This is a genomic window from Burkholderia sp. Cy-637, assembly GCF_011753175.1.
GTDB lineage: Bacteria > Pseudomonadota > Gammaproteobacteria > Burkholderiales > Burkholderiaceae > Burkholderia > Burkholderia gladioli.
The window spans coordinates 38,190-56,520 of the sequence record NZ_VWWC01000030.1; the positions used below are offsets into that span (position 1 = coordinate 38,190).

17 protein-coding genes and 1 pseudogene are annotated in these 18,331 nt (G+C 70.8%); 13 read left to right on the forward strand and 5 right to left on the reverse strand.

Features of this window, described 5'->3' with window-relative positions; genetic code table 11:
* The first annotated feature begins 77 nt into the window (after positions 1-77).
* The 9 genes from F3J10_RS11540 to F3J10_RS11580 all read left to right on the forward strand — a co-directional run bounded on the left by F3J10_RS11540 (position 78) and on the right by F3J10_RS11580 (position 8,336).
* Positions 78-560, forward strand: coding sequence for an MSMEG_0572/Sll0783 family nitrogen starvation response protein (locus F3J10_RS11540; RefSeq protein WP_013689249.1), 483 nt, complete (start codon positions 78-80; stop codon positions 558-560).
* 19 nt (positions 561-579) lie between these two features.
* On the forward strand, positions 580-1,593 hold the full coding sequence (locus F3J10_RS11545; protein ID WP_167242132.1) for a Nit6803 family nitrilase: 1,014 nt from the start codon (positions 580-582) through the stop codon (positions 1,591-1,593).
* A complete protein-coding gene (locus F3J10_RS11550; protein ID WP_017921106.1) occupies positions 1,544-2,656 on the forward strand; it encodes an MSMEG_0568 family radical SAM protein in 1,113 nt (370 codons plus the stop codon). The genes F3J10_RS11545 and F3J10_RS11550 overlap by 50 nt, the downstream gene beginning before the upstream one ends.
* Positions 2,657-2,658: 2 nt before the next feature.
* On the forward strand, positions 2,659-3,219 hold the full coding sequence (locus tag F3J10_RS11555; RefSeq protein ID WP_167242133.1) for an MSMEG_0567/Sll0786 family nitrogen starvation N-acetyltransferase: 561 nt from the start codon (positions 2,659-2,661) through the stop codon (positions 3,217-3,219).
* Positions 3,216-4,202: a sll0787 family AIR synthase-like protein gene (locus F3J10_RS11560; RefSeq protein WP_167242134.1), complete on the forward strand. Its 987-nt coding sequence runs from the start codon at positions 3,216-3,218 to the stop codon at positions 4,200-4,202. Before F3J10_RS11555 ends, F3J10_RS11560 begins: the two co-directional genes overlap by 4 nt.
* Positions 4,199-5,437, forward strand: a complete 1,239-nt coding sequence (locus F3J10_RS11565; RefSeq protein ID WP_167242135.1) for an MSMEG_0565 family glycosyltransferase — start codon at positions 4,199-4,201, stop codon at positions 5,435-5,437. Before F3J10_RS11560 ends, F3J10_RS11565 begins: the two co-directional genes overlap by 4 nt.
* Before the next feature lie 2 nt (positions 5,438-5,439).
* Positions 5,440-5,724: an MSMEG_0570 family nitrogen starvation response protein gene (locus F3J10_RS11570; protein ID WP_167234056.1), complete on the forward strand. Its 285-nt coding sequence runs from the start codon at positions 5,440-5,442 to the stop codon at positions 5,722-5,724.
* Between the two features lie 51 nt (positions 5,725-5,775).
* The gene (locus tag F3J10_RS11575) at positions 5,776-7,098 is read left to right on the forward strand and encodes an MSMEG_0569 family flavin-dependent oxidoreductase (RefSeq protein WP_167242136.1); all 1,323 of its coding nucleotides are present in this window, start codon (positions 5,776-5,778) and stop codon (positions 7,096-7,098) included.
* 137 nt (positions 7,099-7,235) lie between these two features.
* Positions 7,236-8,336 carry an alpha/beta hydrolase gene (locus F3J10_RS11580; protein WP_166916304.1) on the forward strand — a complete coding sequence of 367 codons (1,101 nt, stop codon included), beginning with the start codon at positions 7,236-7,238 and terminating at the stop codon, positions 8,334-8,336.
* A gap of 34 nt (positions 8,337-8,370) precedes the next feature.
* Here F3J10_RS11580 and F3J10_RS11585 read toward each other — a convergent pair whose 3' ends face one another.
* Together F3J10_RS11585 and F3J10_RS11590 are read right to left on the reverse strand one after the other, a co-directional pair.
* Positions 8,371-8,826, reverse strand: coding sequence for a DUF934 domain-containing protein (locus F3J10_RS11585; protein ID WP_167242137.1), 456 nt, complete (start codon positions 8,824-8,826; stop codon positions 8,371-8,373).
* Complete coding sequence (locus tag F3J10_RS11590) at positions 8,823-10,631, reverse strand: nitrite/sulfite reductase (protein ID WP_167242138.1); 1,809 nt, start codon at positions 10,629-10,631, stop codon at positions 8,823-8,825. Before F3J10_RS11590 ends, F3J10_RS11585 begins: the two co-directional genes overlap by 4 nt.
* Positions 10,632-11,167: 536 nt before the next feature.
* Here F3J10_RS11590 and F3J10_RS11595 point away from each other — a divergent pair.
* A complete protein-coding gene (locus F3J10_RS11595; protein WP_166916390.1) occupies positions 11,168-12,043 on the forward strand; it encodes an alpha/beta hydrolase in 876 nt (291 codons plus the stop codon).
* Positions 12,044-12,221: 178 nt separating this feature from the next.
* On the opposite strand, the gene F3J10_RS11600 is transcribed toward F3J10_RS11595, so the two are convergent.
* Entirely contained in the window at positions 12,222-13,163 is a 942-nt protein-coding gene (locus F3J10_RS11600) for a LysR substrate-binding domain-containing protein (protein WP_025100688.1), read from the reverse strand.
* Positions 13,164-13,343: 180 nt separating this feature from the next.
* On the opposite strand from F3J10_RS11600, the gene F3J10_RS11605 reads away from it, so the two are divergent.
* From F3J10_RS11605 to F3J10_RS11615, 3 genes are all read left to right on the forward strand, one after another.
* A complete protein-coding gene (locus F3J10_RS11605) occupies positions 13,344-14,546 on the forward strand; it encodes a branched-chain amino acid ABC transporter substrate-binding protein (protein ID WP_167242139.1) in 1,203 nt (400 codons plus the stop codon).
* Between the two features lie 187 nt (positions 14,547-14,733).
* The gene (locus tag F3J10_RS11610) at positions 14,734-15,282 is read left to right on the forward strand and encodes an L-2-amino-thiazoline-4-carboxylic acid hydrolase (protein WP_167242140.1); all 549 of its coding nucleotides are present in this window, start codon (positions 14,734-14,736) and stop codon (positions 15,280-15,282) included.
* A complete protein-coding gene (locus F3J10_RS11615) occupies positions 15,272-16,534 on the forward strand; it encodes a Zn-dependent hydrolase (RefSeq protein ID WP_025100685.1) in 1,263 nt (420 codons plus the stop codon). Before F3J10_RS11610 ends, F3J10_RS11615 begins: the two co-directional genes overlap by 11 nt.
* 149 nt (positions 16,535-16,683) lie before the next feature.
* On the opposite strand, the gene F3J10_RS11620 is transcribed toward F3J10_RS11615, so the two are convergent.
* Positions 16,684-16,968, reverse strand: coding sequence for a hypothetical protein (locus tag F3J10_RS11620; protein WP_166916382.1), 285 nt, complete (start codon positions 16,966-16,968; stop codon positions 16,684-16,686).
* 406 nt (positions 16,969-17,374) lie between these two features.
* Positions 17,375-18,331, reverse strand: a pseudogene (locus tag F3J10_RS11625) (cobalamin biosynthesis protein CobT); the annotation flags it as partial.

Consider the following 18,331-nt stretch of genomic DNA (forward strand, 5'->3'; position numbering starts at 1 on the left):
TGGCGGTTGCGTGAGACATGGCGTGCGGGCGGCAGCCGCCCGAGCACCCGAAACCCCACCGACACCTGGAGAACACGATGCCCGCCGTCAACCACCCGCAACACCAGAAAGGCGATGTGCTGGTCGATTACGAAGAGAAGGTATTCGAGGACGTGAAGGCGGAGCCGGGCGAGAAGGCGCTGGTGACCTTCCACACGGTCGCCTTCGAAGGTTCGATCGGCTTCGTCAACCTGCTGCAGGCCACGCGGCTGCAGCGCAAGGGTTTCGAGACCTCGGTGCTGCTGTACGGCCCCGGCGTGACGCTGGGCCTGCAGCGCGGCTTCCCCACGCTCGGCGACGAGGCCTTCCCCGGCCACCTGAACTTCAACAAGCAACTGCTGAAGTTCATGGAGGAGGGCGGCAAGGTCTATGCATGCCGCTTCGCGCTGCAGGCCCTCTATGGCCACGGCGAGGCCTCGCTGATCGAGGGCATCCGCCCGATCAACCCGCTCGACGTGCTCGACCTGCAGCTGCTCCATCGCAAGGAAGACGCGCTGATCATCCACACCTGGACCGTCTGAGCCACGCGCGGGAGCCAGCATGAGCGACAAATCCGTGATTCGCGCTGCCGCCGCCCAGATCGCTCCCGATCTGGCGCGCGCCGCCGCGACGCTCGACAAGGTCTGCGCGGCGATCGACGAGGCCGCCGCCAAGGGCGTGCAGCTGATCGTGTTCCCGGAAACCTTCGTGCCGTATTACCCGTATTTCTCCTTCGTGCGCCCGCCGGTGGCTTCCGGCGCCGAGCACATGCGGCTCTACGAGGAGGCGGTGGTGGTGCCGGGGCCGGTCACCGAGGCGGTGGCCGAGCGCGCGCGGCGGCACGGCATGGTGGTGGTGCTCGGCGTCAACGAGCGCGACCACGGCAGCCTCTACAACACCCAGCTGGTGTTCGACGCCGACGGCAGCCTGCTGCTCAAGCGCCGCAAGCTCACGCCCACCTTCCACGAGCGGATGATCTGGGGGCAGGGCGACGCGGCCGGGCTCAGGGTGGTCGACACGGCGGTCGGCCGCGTCGGCGCGCTGGCCTGCTGGGAGCACTACAACCCGCTGGCGCGTTACGCGCTGATGGCGCAGCACGAGCAGATCCACTGCGCGCAGTTCCCGGGTTCGCTGGTCGGGCCGATCTTCGCCGAGCAGATCGACGTGACGATCCGCCATCACGCGCTCGAATCGGGCTGCTTCGTGGTCAATGCCACCGGCTGGCTCAGCGACGCGCAGATCGAGTCGATCACGCCCGACCCGGGCCTGCAGAAGGCGCTGCGCGGCGGCTGCCACAGCGCCATCGTCTCGCCCGAGGGCCAGCACCTGGCCGAGCCGCTGCGCGAGGGCGAGGGCCTGGTGATCGCCGACCTCGACCTGTCGCTGATCACCAAGCGCAAGCGGATGATGGATTCGGTCGGCCACTACGCGCGGCCCGAGCTGCTCAGCCTCGCCATCAACGACCGGCCCGCCATGCCCGTCACGGTCATGGCGCCGGCCTATCCCTTCCCCGCAGGAGCTGTCGATGAACGCCATCGCGAAACCGTCGGTGCAGAGCCGGCAACTGATCACTGAGCTGCAATCGGTCGGGCTGCGCCTGGTCGACCCGAAGGCCGGCGTCGCGAGCCGCCGCGGCGGCGCCGGGCCCTCGGACCACAAGGCCGTGACGGTCGACGGCGTGACCGTGATGGTGCCGGTGCATACCAGCACCGCCTGGGATTCGCCCTACGTGGCGGGCGCGCCGGACGCGCTCGGCGCCAGCACGCTCACGCGCGGCAGCATCCCGATCGCCGAGATCCGCTTTCCGGCGCAGCCGCGCTTCTACGCGCTGCAGACGCTCGACGGCGTGCCCTATTCGCAGATCGCCACCCTGCACGGCGCCGACGTGCTGGCCACCACGGTGCTGCAGACCTGCATCCGCTACGAGAGCCGCCGCAAGATGTGCCAGTTCTGCTCGATCGGGCAGTCACTGGCGGCGGGACGCACCATCGCGCGCAAGACGCCCGAGCAACTGGCGGAAGTGGCGCGCGCGGCGGTGCTGCTCGACGGCGTGAAGCACATGGTGCTGACCACCGGCACGCCGGCCGCGAGCGATCGCGGCGCCAGCATCCTGTGCGACAGCGCCTTCGCGATCCGTGCCGCCGTCGACCTGCCGATCCAGGGCCAGTGCGAGCCGCCCGACGACGACGCCTGGTTCGCGCGCATGAAGGCCAGCGGCATCGACACGCTCGGCATGCACCTGGAGGCCGTCACGCCGGCGGTGCGCGAGCGGATCATGCCGGGCAAGGCCAGCGTGCCGCTGTCGCGCTACCTCGACGCCTTCGACGCGGCGGTGGCGGTGTTCGGGCGCGGGCAGGTCAGCACCTACATCCTGGCCGGGCTCGGCGACACGCCCGAGGCGATCCTGGCGATGTCCGAGGACCTGATCGCGCGCGGCGTCTATCCCTTCGTGGTGCCCTTCGTGCCGATCAGCGGCACGCCGCTGGAGAGCCATCCCGCGCCGTCGCCGGCCTTCATGCGCGAGGTGCTGGCGCCCCTCGGCGCGATGCTGGGCGCGGCGGGGCTGCGCTCGGCCGACATCAAGGCCGGCTGCGGGAAATGCGGCGCCTGCTCGTCGCTGTCGACCTACGAGGCCTGAGCATGGATTGCGACGCGATGTGGGAGAACGGCGCGGCGCTGGCCTACCGGCCCGCCGAATACCGGATCAAGTGGGCGGCGCTGCCCTGGGAGATCGGGGAAGCCTACCGGCTGCGCCGCGCGGTGTTCTGCGTCGAGCAGGGCGTGTTCGTCGGCGACGATCGCGACGAGGCCGACGAGCGCGCGCAGTTGCTGGTGGCCGTGAGCGGCTGCGCCGGCCTGCCCGACCAGGTGGTGGGCACGGTGCGCATCCACGAAACGGCGCCGGGCATCTGGCTCGGCTCGCGGCTGGCGGTGCATGCCGCGTTCCGCACTCATGGCCGCATCGGCACCACCCTGATCGGGCTCGCGGTGAGCAGCGCGCACGCGCTGGGCTGCCGCGAGTTCCACGCGCACGTGCAGGTGCAGAACGTGCCGCTGTTCGAGCGCCTGCACTGGCGCTCGCTCGGCGAGGAGATGCTGCACGGGCGCCTGCATCACCGCATGCTGGCCGATCTCGCTCACTACCCGCCCTGCGCCACGCCATACGCGGGTTTCGTGATGCCGGCGGGAGGCGCGCGATGAGCCTCGCCGAGCGGATCGCCGGGCTGCGCGCCAGCCGCGGTTTCGCGCACAAGACCGATATCGCGGGCGTGGTCGGCGCGCTGGCGCGGGCCCTGCCGAACGGCGCGGCCGATCTCGCGCAGGCGGTCGCGGTGGGCGACGATTGCGCGGCGATCGCCGATGGCGACGGCTACCTGCTGTTCGCGATCGAGGGGCTGGTGGCCGACTTCGTCGAGGCCATGCCCTGGTTCGCCGGCTACAGCGGCGTGATGGTCAACCTCAGCGATATTTATGCGATGGGTGGCCGGCCGATCGCGGTGGTGGACGCGCTGTGGAGCGAGGGGCTCGAGGCCGCGCGCGCGGTGCTCGACGGCATGGCCGCCGCCTCGACCGCCTACGGCGTGCCGATCGTCGGCGGCCACAGCAACGCGCGCGCCGGCAGCGCGCAGCTCGCGGTGGCGGTGCTCGGCCGCGCGCGCCGGCTGCTGTCGAGCTTCGCGGCGCGCCCCGGCGACCGGCTGCTGATGGCCGTCGACCTGCGTGGGCGCTTCGAGGATCCCTATCCGTTCTGGAACGCCTCGGTGGGTGCACCGGGCGCGCGGCTGCGCGGCGACCTGGAGCTGCTGCCGGTGCTGGCCGAGGACGGCCTGTGCGAGGCCGCCAAGGACATCAGCATGGCGGGCCTGCTGGGCACCGCGCTGATGTTGCTGGAGGCCTCGCAGGTCGGCGCGCGTATCGATCTGGACGCGGTGCCGCGTCCCGAGGGCGTCGATTTCGATCGCTGGCTCGGCGCCTTTCCCAGCTACGGCTTCCTGCTGTCGGTGCACGAGGCGCGGGTGGCGCAGGTGGTCGAGCGCTTCGTCGCGCGCGGCCTGGCCTGCGCGCCGATCGGCGTGGTCGATGCGTCGCGCGAGCTGGTGCTCGCCGAAGGCGGCGAAACCGGGCGCCTGTGGGACCTGCGCGAGACGCCCTTCATCGGCGCCGCGCCGGGAGCGGCGCGATGAGCGCGGCGCGCCTGCGGATCGGGCTGTTCACGCATTCGGTGAATCCGCGCGGCGGCGTGGTCCATACGTTGGAACTGGCGCGCGCGCTCGGCGCGGCCGGGCACGAGGTCAGCGTGGTGGCGCCGGCCGAACCGGGCGAGCGGATGTTCCGCCGCGACGGCGAAGGCGAGGCCTATCGCGTGGTGCTGGCGCCCACGCCGGCGAAGGCTGCCGATACGGTGTCGATGGTGGCCACGCGGATCGCCGCGATCCGTGCCGCCTTCGATCGCCGCGAGCTGGCCCGCTTCGACGTGCTGCACGCGCAGGACAGCATCAGCGGCAACGCGCTGGCCGAATGGAAGGCCGAAGGCGCGATCCTGGGTTTCCTGCGCACCGTCCATCATCTCGATACCTTCGCCGATCCGCGCCTGGCCGCCTGGCAGCGGCGCGCCTGGCGCGATGCCGATCGCGTGCTGTGCGTGAGCGCGGCATGGACCGCGCGGATGCGCGACGAACACGATGTGGCGGCCTTGCAGGTGGCCAATGGCGTCGATGTCGAGCGCTTCGGCAGCGCCAACAGGGGCGATATCGATGCGATACGCCGGCGCTTCGGTCTGCGCGAGGCGGGGCCGATCGTGCTGGCGATCGGCGGCATCGAGGCGCGCAAGAACACGCGCGCGCTGCTCGAAGCCTTCGCGCTGCTGCGGCGCGCGCAACCGCGCATGCAGCTGGTGATCGCCGGCGGCGCGAGCCTGCTCGACCACGATGCCTATACACGCGGCTTCGTCGCGCGCGCTGCCGAACTGGGTTTGAAGATCGGCGCCGGCGAGGCGGTGGTGGCGACGGGTACGCTCGACGACACGCAGATCGTCGCGCTGCTGCATGCGGCCGACGTGGTGTCGATGGTCTCGCTGCACGAGGGCTTCGGGCTGGTGGTGCTCGAGGCGCTGGCGGCGGGGCGGCCGGTGGTGGTGTCGCGCATCGCGCCCTTCACCGAGCATCTCGACGCGCGCACCGCCGTGTGGGCCGACCCCGGCGAGCCGGCCTCGATCGCCGCCGCGCTGCGCGACGCGCTCGACGGCCAGCGGCTGCCCGATTTCCGCGAGGCGGTGCCGGCGCTGCTGGCGCGCTTCGGCTGGGCCGCCAGCGCGGCCGCCCATCTGGCGATCTACCTGGACTGGCTGCGAGCGCGCGAGCGCGAGCCGGCCGTCGAACTCGCCGATCCTCCCCTCATCACCGCACAACAGGAAACCTGATCATGCCCGTCATGCACTTCCGGGTCCGCTGGCCCGATGCCACGGAAACGCGCTGCTATTCGCCGTCCACCGTCGTCGCCGACTACTTCACGCCCGGCAGCGAGTACCCGCTCGCCGACTTCGTCGCGCGCTCGCGCGAATCGCTCGGGATCGCCTCGGAGCGGGTGCGCGCCAAGTTCGGCTTCGCCTGCTCGGCCGCGATGGACGAGCTCGCCCGAATCGAGGCGCTGGCCGAGCGCTTCGGTCAGCAGGCCGAGGCCAGCGTGACCGTGCTCGCGCTCGAATGAACCGGCCGTCCGTGCCCGGAACCCGGTCCGCCTATCTTCAGGAGCCCAAACATGTCGACTTCCGCGATTTCCGATAACGCCTCGTCCGCCGCGCCCGAGGCGATTCCGCATTACCCCGTGCTGGTCGTCGGCGGCGGCCAGGCGGGGCTGTCGATCAGCTACTACCTGAAGCAGGCAGGCATCGAGCACCTGGTGTTCGAGAAGGAAACCGTCACGCACGGCTGGCGGCAGCAGCGCTGGGACGCGTTCTGCCTGGTCACGCCGAACTGGCAGTGCCAACTGCCGGGCCATCCCTATCGCGGCGACGATCCGCACGGCTTCATGACCCGCGACGAGATCATCGACTACCTCGACGGCTTCGTCGCGATGGTCGACGCGCCGGTGCTGGAGCACACCGGCGTGCTGCGCGTGACGCGCGAGGAAGACGGGCGCTACCGGGTGCTCACCACGCGCGGCGCCTACACGGCCGACCAGGTGGTGGTGGCCTCGGGCGGCTATCACACGCCGATCGTGCCGCGCCTGGCCGAGCGGCTGCCGGCCTCGATCGCGCAGATCCAGTCCTCGGCCTATCGCAACGCGGCGGCGCTGCCCGAGGGCGGGGTGCTGGTGGTCGGCTCGGGCCAGTCGGGCGCGCAGATCGCCGAGGACCTGCACCTGGCCGGGCGGCGCGTGACGCTCGCGGTGGGCGACGCGCCGCGCTGCGCGCGCTTCTATCGCGGTCGCGACGTGGTCGACTGGCTGGCCGACATGCACTACTACGAGATGCCGGTCGAGAAGCATCCGCTGCGCGAGGGCGTGCGCGACAACACCAATCACTACGTGACGGGGCGCGACGGCGGCCGCGACATCGACCTGCGCCGTTTCGCGGCCGAGGGTATGGAGCTGTATGGCCGCCTCGACGACTACCGCGACGGCGCGCTGCGTTTCGCGACCAACCTGGGCGAGTGCCTGGATCGCGCCGACGAGACCTACAACGGCATCAACGCCAGCATCGATGCCTTCATCGCCAAGCAGGGCATCGCCGCGCCGCCGCCGACGCGCTACGAAGCGAGCTGGCGCCCGGCCGCCGAGCGCGCGGCGCTGCACCTGGCCGATAGCGGGATCGCCGCGATCGTCTGGTGCATAGGCTTCACGCCCGACTTCGGCTGGATCGACGTGCCGGTGTTCAACGGCCGCGGCTACCCGGCCCATCGGCGCGGCGTGACCGAGGCGCCGGGGCTCTACTTCGTCGGCCTGCCCTGGCTGCATACCTGGGGATCGGGACGCTTCTCGGGCATCGCGCGCGATGCGGAGTACCTGGTGGAGCGGATCGCCGGGGTGACGGGCACGGCGACCGACGCGGCGCGGGTGGTGGCCGAGGGCGTGACGGCCTGAGTTGGCGGCGCGGGCGAGGTGGGGCGGGGTGGGCGAGGCGGGGCGGCGGGCTGTAACGGAAGGAAATATTTTTCGGCGACGGGTTTCGCTTCGATCCGGTGTTCAATCCTCCAATCGCGCTCCCAGGGCCACCACCGATGCTTCGAACCTCCCCGTATCGTCTTCGTGCCGGTCTCGTGGTCGCTTTCGTGTCGGCCACGCTCGCCGCGCTGGCGCAGCCGCCCGGCGACGCGTCGGCGCGCCGGCAGGCCACCCGGCTCGATGCGCCGGTCAAGGCCGTCGCGCCGCAGCGGCTGCATATCGACACGGCCCAGGGCAGCGGCGAGCTGCCCGTTTATGCGAACCGCGATCTCGAGGCGCCCGCGCCCGACGTCACGCGCGTGCTGATCGTGCTGCACGGCACGCTCAGGAATGCCGACGTCTATGAAGCCACGGGGCAGCAGGTGATCGCGCAGGCGGGAGAGGCCGGCAAGCACGTGCTGGTGGTCGCGCCGCAGTTCCTGACGCGCGCGGATGCGCGGGCCTTCGACTTGCCGCCACAGACGCTGGCCTGGTCCCAGCGCGGCTGGAAGGCCGGCGAGGCGGCGCGCCAGCCGGCGCCGCTCGGATCGATGGCCGTGCTCGACGCGCTGCTGGCGCGTTTCGCCGATCGCCGGCGCTATCCGGCGCTGGGCAGCGTGGTGGTGGCGGGGCATTCGGCCGGCGCGCAACTGCTGCAGCGCTACGCGGTGGTTGGCCATGGCGACGAGGCGCTCGCCAGGCTGGGCGTGGCGGTTCGCTACGTGGTGGCGAATCCGTCCAGCTACCTCTATTTCGACGATCGTCGGCCGGCTGCCGCGTCGGCGCCGCCGGCGGATTGCGAAGGCGTGAACCGCTGGAAATACGGCTTCGACGGCGCGCCGCCCTATGTGACGGCGCAGGGCAAGGCCGATTTCGAGCGCCGTTACGTGGCGCGCGACGTGGTTTACCTGCTCGGCACGGCCGACACGGATCCCGCCACGCACTTCATCGATCGCTCCTGCGCGGCGATGGCCCAGGGACCGAACCGGCTCGCGCGCGGGTTGGCTTATTTCGACTACCTGCGCGCGCGGCATCCTTCCGACTTCGCGCAGACGCTGGTGGAGGTGCCCGGCGTCGGCCACGACAACCTGCGCATGTTCACCTCCGAATGCGGCAGGGCGGTCCTGCTGGGGCAGCCGATTCCGGCTTCCTGCCCGGCGATGGGCGGGCAGGGTTGAAGCGCGATTGCCGGGACGGTCATCCCGGCTTGCGTCAGGCGGATGGCGCCGTCGCGTCCGCCGCGTCCGCCGCCGTGCCGTCTTCCCCCTCGCGCCGATAGGGCGCGTCCCGCCTGGCATCGCCCTGGTAGAAGGCCGGGAAGCGCGCCAACTGGCGCCGCGCGTCCTCGGGCGCGACGCCCTCGGCCAGCACCGCGCTGGAAAAACCGGTGCGCTGCATCAGCATCAACTGGTCGGCCAGCACCTCGCCGGTGGCGCGCAGGTCGCCGCGAAAGCCGAGCCGGCGCCGCAGCAGATAGGCCTGGCTGTAGGCGCGGCCATCGGTGAAGCTCGGGAAATGCAGCTCCACGCGGCTCGCCTTGGCGATCGCCTCGGCCTGCTCGATCACGTCGGCATCGTTGGCCAGCGCGAGCACCTCGCCGTTTGCGTCGCCGCCCTGGGCCGCGTGTTCCGCTGCCGTCAGCAGCAGGAGTGGATCGGGTGCGTTCATGCGGCAGGTGCCTCCTCGACGATGCGCGCGGCATCGGCCGCCGCCTTGAACGGTTCGAGGCCGACGCGGGCGACGGTCTCGACGAAGGTTTCGCGGCGGCCTTCATTGCCGGTGCCCGCCGCGCCTGGCAGGCGCAGCCCGAGATAGGCCGACAGCACCGCGTCGATCACGTCCGGCACCTCGCGCGCCGAGAACGACGGGCCGATCACCTTGCCGGCGCGCGCCTGGCCGCCGCGCGCGGAGCCGTCGGCGCCGCCCAGTGTGAGCTGGTACCACTCGCGGCCGTCCTTGTCGACGCCGAGGATGCCGATATGGCCGCTGTGATGATGGCCGCAGGAATTGATGCAGCCGCTGATATGCAGGTCGATCTCGCCGAGATCCTCCAGCTCGTCGAGATCCTGGTAGCGCTCGGCGATCGCATCGGCGATCGGCAGCGAGCGCGCATTGGCCAGCGCGCAGAAATCGCCGCCGGGGCAGGCGATCATGTCGGTCAGCAGGTGCACGTTGGCGCTGGCCAGGCCCTCGGCGCGCGCCGCTTCCCACAGCGCCAGCAGGTCGTCGGCGTGCACCCAGGGCAGCACCACGTTCTGCGCGTGCGTGACGCGCGCCTCGCCGGCGGAGAAACGGTCGACCAGGCCTGCGACGCGTTCGAGCTGGTCGGCCGAGGCGTCGCCGGGCGCCTGCAGGGTGCGCTTGAAGGACAGCGTGACGATGCGCAGCGCCGGATCCCGATGCGCGGCGACGTTGCGCGCCAGCCAGCCGGCCAGCGCCGGCGTGCGCGCGGCCGCCTCGGCCAGCCGCGCGGCCGCGTCCGGATCGGCGGCGCGCCGCGCCAGCGAGGCGGGCGTGACGAACGAGGCCTGCACGCGCGCCAGCTCGGCCTCGGGAATCGTGTGCGGGCCGCCGTCGTGCTCGACGATCTGCCGGAACTCGGCTTCCACCTCGTCGATGAAGCGCTGCCCCTCGGCCTTCACCAGGATCTTGATGCGCGCCTTGTACTTGTTGTCGCGACGGCCGTACTGGTTGTACACGCGCACGATCGCCTCGATGTAGTTCATGATCTGCCGCCAGGGCAGGAACTCGCGCATCAGCGTGCCGATCAGCGGCGTGCGGCCCATGCCGCCGCCGGCCGTGACGCGAAAGCCCAGCTCGCCGCGCGCGTCGTGCACCAGCCGCAGCCCGACGTCGTGCCAGGCGGTGGCGGCGCGATCCTCGGCCGCGCCCGTGATGGCGATCTTGAACTTGCGCGGCAGGAAGGCGAACTCGGGATGCAGGGTGGTCCACTGCCGCATGATCTCGGCGAACGGGCGCGGATCGGCGATCTCGTCGGGCGCGACGCCGGCGCGCTCATCGCAGGAGATGTTGCGGATGCAGTTGCCGCTGGTCTGGATGCCGTGCATGTCGACCGTGGCGAGCAGGTCCATCACATCGGCGGCGCGCGCGAGCGGGATCCAGTTGAACTGCACGTTGGTGCGCGTGGTGAAGTGCGCATGGCGCGTCGGCAGGCGCGTGGTGCCGAGCGCGCGCTGCGCGTCGAGCGCTCGCCGATAGACCTCGGGCTCGGGCACGTCGTAGTCGCGCGCGATGCGGGCCAGCACGCGCAGCTGGGCGCTCGACAGCTCGCCATAGGGCACGGCCACGCGCAGCATCGGCGCGTGGCGCTGCACGTACCAGCCGTTCTGCAGGCGCAGCGGGCGGAATGCTTCCTCGTCGAGCCGGCCGTCCTGCCAGCGTTCGAGCTGGTCGCGGAATTGCGCGGCGCGGCTGCGCACGAAGGCGCGGTCGAATTCGGTGTATCGATACATGATGAGTGGGGGAGAGCGGGGCTGGCGCGCCCTGAAGCGCCGACCTTACGTGGCGCGCCGCGCCCGGACAAGCAGCAGATCGCGCGCGAAACGGCGCAGCAGTTGCGATGGTTCGCGACGCGTGGGCGCGCCCCGAACTGCTGCGCTCGTTTTGGTTCCGGCTGCTGCTGTACGCGTGGCGCGGGGCACGCGATGATCCGTTCCAGAGCACGGCACCGTGTCGCCCCTTCGTCCGGTGCCGTGCCGGGATTACTGCGCGAGTGCCCGGGTCATCACCCCTAAACCCGCAGAGCTTGCGGCCGCATGCCTGTGGCGCGGCAGGCAACCGCTCCGACACCTGGGTGCCGGAGCCCTCATTGCCGCGGACGATGGACACATCGCGCCGCTCGTGACGCCCACGCATTGCATCGCATTCCTGAGCAGCCTCGGGGATGCGATGGCGCGACGGACATGTCTGTCTGCTGATATTTCGTGAGAGATGCCGGCGCATCCGCTCCTATAATGGTTTTCCCATTTCGAGCGCGAAGCCTTCCGCCATGTCCCTCTTCCAGAACCGCAGCTGGCTGCATCTGCAACGATTCGTCCTCGGCGCCGTCGCGGCCTTCACCCTCGCCCACGCGCAGGCGGCCGAGCCGCGCTGGCAGACGCTGCCGCCCACCCCGGCGCCGGTGGCGGGCGAGCAGCACGGCATCGCCGAGGTCAACGGCATCCGTCTCTACTACGCCACCATCGGCCATGGTTCGCCGGTGATCCTGGTGCATGGCGGCCTGTCGAATTCCGATTATTTCGGCTACCAGGTCAAGTCGCTGATGAAGCACCACAAGGTGATCGTGCTCGACAGCCGCGGCCACGGCCGCAGCTCGCGCAACGAGCAGCCCTTCGGCTACGACCTGATGACCGACGACGTGGTCGCGCTGATGGACAAGCTGAAGCTGCCGCGCGCCGATATCGTGGGCTGGAGCGACGGCGCCATCATCGGCATCGACATGGCGATCCGCCATCCCGACCGGGTCGGCAAGGTGGTGGCCTTCGCGGCGAACACCAAGACCGACGGCGTGATGCCCGATGTCGAGAAGAACCCGACCTTCGCCGCCTTCATCAAGCGCGGCGGCGACGAATACCGCCGCCTGTCGCCCACGCCGAAGGAATACGATGCCTTCGTCGAGCAGATCAGCCATATGTGGGCCTCGCAGCCGAACTGGAGCGACGAGCAGTTGAAGTCGATCAGGACGCCGGTGCTGGTGATGGACGGCGACCACGACGAGGCGATCAAGCGCGAGCACACCGAGTACATCGCCGCGACGATTCCCGGCGCGGGCCTGCAGATCCTGCCGAACACCAGCCACTTCGCGATGCTGCAGGATCCCGAGGCCTTCAATTTCGCGGTCGAGCACTTCCTCGGCGATCGCTGAGGCGGCTGCGGGCCGGTGCTCGCGATGGCCGGCCCGGGCTTCGGATCGGCCATCGATCCCGGCCGGCGCGATTGATCGCCGGGCCTGACCGGCCTAATGCACGACGGGCACGACGGCGGCGAGCGTCCAGCTCGCCGTCGTTTTCCTTTCTCCCCCCTTCCTTGCCTGCCTTCGCCGCTCAGCGTTGCGTGGCCGCTGCGGCCGCCAGCCGCCGCATCGATTCGGCCGCCGTCACCCGCAGCCATTGCGCCAGCCGCCGCGCGCCGTCGGGCAGGTCCAGGTCGTCGCGCGTGCAGAGGTAGTAGTCGCGGCCGTCGTCGAGCGCGGTGTCGAACAACTGCACCAGCTCGCCGCCGGCCAGTTCGGCCTCGATCAGCGGCGCGCGCATCAGCCCCGCGCCGAGCCCGGCGCGGATCGCGCTCAGCGTCAATTGCCCGTCCTCGAACATCGGCCCCACCACCGGCGGCACGTTGCGCACGCCGGCATTGCGCAGCCAGTTGACCCAGGTGCTGCGGTCCTCGTCGTGCACCAGCGGCACCGTCGCCAGGTCGGCCGGCTTGCGCAAGGGCCCGAAGCGGCGCCGGAACGCCGGATGGCAGACCGGCACCATCGCGCCGGGCAGCAGCTTCTCGCAGCGGTAGCCGGGCCAGTCGGCGGCGCCGGCGCCGAAGCGGATGGATAGATCCGAGGCGTCGCTGCGATAGTTGCGGTGGTTCGCGTAGCGCACGTTGACGTCGACATCGGTGTTCTGGTCGAGGAAGCGATGCAGGCGCGGCACGAACCAGCCGATGCCGAACAGCGGGATCAGGCTGATGGTGATCTGCCGCAGCGAGGAGCGATCGCGCACGAAGCCGGTCGCGCTGCGCAGCACCGAGAACGCCGCGCTGATCGAGCGGTAGTAGTCGCGGCCCTCGTCGGTCAGCGCCAGCGTGCGTCCCTCGCGCACCGTGAGCGGCGTGAGGATGAAGGCGTCCAGCAGTTGCAGCTGGTGGCTGACCGCCGAGGGCGTGATGTCGAGCTCGGCCGCCGCCGCCGTGACCGAGCCCAGCCGCGCGAAGGCCTCGAAGGCGCGTACCGCGCGCAGCGGCGGATCGTTCGGCAATTGTTCGATATTTTTCATGTTTTGAATTCTATCGAATAATCCTGGAGCCGGCAAAATGCTCGAATCCCTTGTGGGTAAAGAGTTTTAAGCGATATGGCCTGGTTCGCATAAGTATTCAATCAAAGGATATTTGCCGGTCAGGGTGTGACTATTTAGTATTTTTCATGTTTTAATCGTCCGCCACACGCTACCTTTCCCATGAAGAAAACCGTCCCCCTCGCCGGCGCAGCGTTCGCCGTCTCCGCCGCGGCGCTCGCGCTGTGGTTCGCCGCGCCGGCCGCCCGTGCCGCCCAGGCCGCCGATGCGCCGCAAACCGTGCTGATCGGCCTGGCCGCGCCGCTGACCGGCCCCTCGGCGCGGATCGGCAAGGATCTGCAGAACGGCGCGCAGCTCGCGCTCGACGATGCGAACCGCCGCCATCCCACCATCAACGGCAAGCCGGTGGTCTACAAGCTGGTGGCCGTCGACGATCAGTCGGATCCGCGCACGGCCGTGACGGTCGCGCAGGACCTGGTCGAGCAGCATGTGATCGGCGTGGTGGGCCACTGGAACACCGGCTGCAGCGTGCCGGCCGCGCGCGTCTATCGCGACGCCGGCATCCCCGAGATCGCGCCGGCCTCGACGGGGCACCAGTACACGCAGCAGGGTTACGCCACCGCCTTCCGCATCATGGGCCACGACGACACGGGCGGCGCCTATACCGGCGCCTACGCGGTGAAGACGCTGCACGCCCGGCGCATCGCCGTGCTCGACGATCGCACCTCGTTCGGCTCGGGGCTGGCCGACCAGTTCGTGAAGGGCGTCGAGGCGAACGGCGGCACGATCGTCGATCGCCAGTACGTCACCGACAAGACCACCGATTTCAGCGGCGTGCTGACCGCCATCAAGAGCAAGCGCCCGGACCTGGTGTTCTTCGGCGGGCTCGACGCGCAGGCCGCGCCGATCGCGCGCCGCATGCACCAGCTCGGCATCGACGCGACCCTGCTCGGCGCGGGCGGCTTCGTCAGCCAGACCTTCCTGTCGCTGGCCGGCAAGGACGGCGAGGGCGTGACCGCGCTCGAACCGGGCCGGCCGCTGGCGAAGATGCCGGGCGGCCCGGCCTTCGACGCGCAGTACCGCGCGCGCTATCACGCGCCGATCGAGCTGCACGCGCCGTTCGCCTACGACGCCGCCGCGACCCTGATCGCCGTGGCCGAGCAGAGCAAGTCGACCGATCCGGCCAAGCTGGTGACGGCGCTGCACAAGGTCGACCGCCAGGGCGTGACGGGGCGCATCGCCTTCGACGAGCAGGGCAACCTGAAGGATCCGGCCTACACGATCTATCGCGTGCAGGGCGGCAAGTGGAACGTGGTGGACGTGCTCGGCGGCGGTTCCGGCGCCGGCGCGCCAGCCGCGCACTGAGCACGGCATGAAGCTGGCATGAAGGCGAACGGGCGGCGGCCGATCGAGGATCGGCGGCTGCCCGTTCGCGTTTGCCATGCCGGATCGCAGCGGATTCGGGCGCGCCGTGTTCCCGGCGGCGCGCAGGCGGCACCCGCGATATCCGGATCGAACACAAATAACGAATCACCCCCAGTCAGGAGTTCCCATGACCGAGCCGAACCCATCGGCCGCGCCGAGCGACGCGGCCGACCATCGCCTGGGCATCCTCGCGCGACGCAGGATCGAGGCGGAAATCATCAAGCCGATCTACGAGATCATGAAGCGCGAGTTCGGCATCGAGCGCGCGCAGGCCGTGATCGCCGAGGCGATCCGCGGCGCGGCCGTCGATGCCGGCCAGTCCTTCGCCGCGCAGGAGCCCGGCGGCACCAGCATCGCCTCCTTCGTCGCCCTGCAGGTGCTGTGGGAGAAGGACGACGCGCTGGACGTCGAGGTGCGGCGCGAGGATGCCGGGCATTACGACTACGACGTGCATCGCTGCGCCTACGCGGAGATGTATCACGCGATGGGGCTTGGCGAGATCGGCCATCTGCTCAGTTGCGCGCGCGACGAATACTTCATCCGCGGCTACGATCCGCGCGTGGCGCTGACGCGCACCAGCACCATCATGCAGGGCGGCAAGCGCTGCGATTTCCGTTATCGAATGCGCGACGGGAACCCGTCGGCCGTTGACCAGGAGAGCCAGCATGACGAATGAAGTCGGGAGCCTGCGCGTCGACGGCGCGCGTCTGTGGGATTCGCTCGACCGGATGGCCGAGATCGGCGCGACGCCCAAGGGCGGCGTCTGCCGGCTCGCGCTGAGCGAGCTCGATCGCGAATCGCGCGACCTGTTCGTGGCCTGGGCGCGCGAGGCGGGCTGCACGATCCGCGTCGATCGGATGGGCAACGTGTTCGCGCGCCGCGCCGGGCGCGTGGCCGACGCGGCGCCGGTGATGACGGGCTCGCACGCCGACACGCAGCCGACCGGCGGCCGCTACGACGGCATCTACGGCGTGCTCGGCGGGCTGGAAGTGGTACGTGCGCTGAACGACGCCGGCATCGAGACCGAGCGGCCCGTCGAGGTGGTGCTCTGGACCAACGAGGAAGGTTCGCGCTTCGCGCCGGCGATGGTCGCCTCGGGCGTGTTCGCCGGCGTGTTCACGCTCGACTACGGGCTGTCCCGCGCGGACCGGCAGGGCACCACCCTCGGCGAGGCGCTGGCCGCGATCGGTTACGCGGGCGAGGCGCCCGTCGGCGGCCATGCCGTGCATGCCGCCTATGAACTGCATATCGAGCAGGGGCCGATCCTGGAACGCGCCGGCACCACCATCGGCGTGGTCACGGCGGGGCAGGGGCAGCGCTGGTACGAGCTGAGCTTCAGCGGCGTCGACGCGCATGCGGGCACCACGCCGATGGACGCGCGCCGCGATGCGCTGGTCGGCGCGGCACGCGTGATCGGCTTCGTCGACGCGCTGGGCCGGCGCCGCGCGCCCGACGCGCGTGCCACGGTCGGCATGATCGAGGCGCGGCCGAACTCGCGCAACACGGTGCCGGGCGAATGCTTCTTCACGGTGGAATTCCGCCATCCCGACGCGGCGGTGCTGGCCGAGATGGATGCCGAGCTGCGCGCGGAAGTGGCGCGCCTCGCCGGCGAGAGCGGGCTGGGCGCGCGCCTCGAGCAGATCTTCGACTACGCGCCGGTGCCGTTCGCGCCGCGCTGCATCGAGGCGGTTCGCGAGGCGGCGGCGGGGCTCGGCCTCTCGCACCAGGACATCGTCTCGGGCGCGGGGCACGATGCCTGTTACCTGGCGCGGGTGGCGCCGACCGGCATGATCTTCGTGCCCTGCATCGACGGGCTCAGCCACAACGAGGCCGAGGCGATCACGCCCGCCTGGGCCGAAGCCGGCGCGAACGTGCTGCTGCACGCGGTGCTGGCCAGCGCGATGGAGCCGGTGACGGACGAGGTGTGAAGCCGCCGGCTCGGGCGAGCCGGTCGATGCCTCGTGGATTGCGGCGATCCGGGCATCGAGCGGGAAACCTTGCCCGGGCGGGACCAGCGGGGAAGACAGCGAGCTTGAAACGAGGGGCCGGCACGCGCGAGCAGCCGGCTCTTCTTCGTTTACAGCGTCGGATGGCACTCGAAGGTGAGCTTGGCCTCGCGCTCGGAGACGTGCTCGAAGCCGGGGCTGGCGCGCATGCCTTGCTGCGCGCAATAGGCGTCGGCGGTGCTGACCGCCTTGCGATGGGCGGCGGCCCAGGACAGCACGGCGCCGTGGGCGCTGGTGTTGACGGTATAGACGTGCGGCTTGTCGGTCGCGCTGACTTCGGACACGCTCGAGCATGCACCGAGCCATAGCGTCAGGCAGGCCGCGATCATGACGACGAACGGGGTTCTGGCAGACATGGCGGGTTCTTTGCTGGGTGGCGGCAGCGCGGGGCGCTGCACGGGGAATGGCGGAAGTATCCGCGAATTCGTCGATCCGATCATCGCCGGCTTGCCGAACAGTTCGTTTCCGTTGTGTGAACAATGGGCGACGAAGCCGGGCGATCGGGATGGACGGGGAAGCCCGCGACAGGTCCGGCGGGCTTGGCTGGCCGGGGTTTCGCGCGGGTTTCGGACGCGCGGGCTTGTCAACGAGCGTGACGCGATCGAGCGGGGAGCGTTCGAGGGTCGGGCACCGGATCGGCGCCATGTCGAGGCGGCTTGCCGCGAGATGGCCATGAGCGGCGCGTGCCGCCATGCCGGCCCTGGGCGCGGCGACGGGGCTTCGTCGCGCCATGTCGTGCAGTCGCCTGGCACCGAAGTTCGCTCAGGCGAAGCCGGCCGACCAGGCGGCGCGCCCGCGTTCGCCGAGCAGGGCCCGCCCCAGCGTCTCGAAGGCGACCGCCGGCAGGTCCGGCAGCCGCTCGACCACGGTGCTGGTCGGGTAGAAGGTCTCGACCGCGTCGTCGAGGATGCCGACGCCGATCAATTCGACGCCGCGCGCGCCGATCTCGGCGATGCGCGCGCGCAGGTCGGCGCGCAGCAGGGCGGGGTCGCCGTCGCCGGTGGCCGGGTAGCCGTCGGACAACACCATCAGGATGCGCCGCCGGGCGCGGCGGGCTAGCAGGCGCTCGGCGGCCCAGCCCAGCGCCTCGCCGTCGGGATTCTCGTGGCCGCAGTCGATGCGGGCCAGCCCGCTGGGATTGTCCGAATCGAAGCGCTTGTAGATCTCCAGGTCGAGCCGCTCGACGAAACGGTTGTAGCCGCGCGGCGAGTGGCCCTGCGCCAGCCAGCGATCGCGCCAGGCGCGCATCGCGGGATCGTCGACCGAGCTGTAGCCGAGCGCCTCGCAGGCGAAGCCGAGCTGCATCAGCGCATCGCACAGCGCCGCCGCGCAGAGCCGCGCCAGCTCGATCTTGCGGCCCGCCATCGAGCCGCTGCGGTCGATCAGCAGGGTGACCGCCGTGTCGCGCCCCGACATCACGCGCCGCGTGCGGAACGGCGTGCGGTAGCCCGGCAAGGTGGCCAGCCGCGCCAGCGCGCGCCGGTCGAGTTCGCCGCGCTCCTGCTCGGCGCGCCAGTGCAGGTGCTCGTCGGCCTCCAGCGCGCGTTCGAGTTGCGCCTTGAGGCGCGTGGTCTGCGCGCGTGCCGCGCCGCGCAGCTTGCGCCAGGCGCTGGCGTCGCCGGCGCCGGTGAGGTCGGTGACGGTATCGAAGGCGGTGGTGATCGGGAGCGAGCGGCCCGGCGCGAGCTCGGCGCGCGGCCGGGGCGGCGGCGCGGCGCT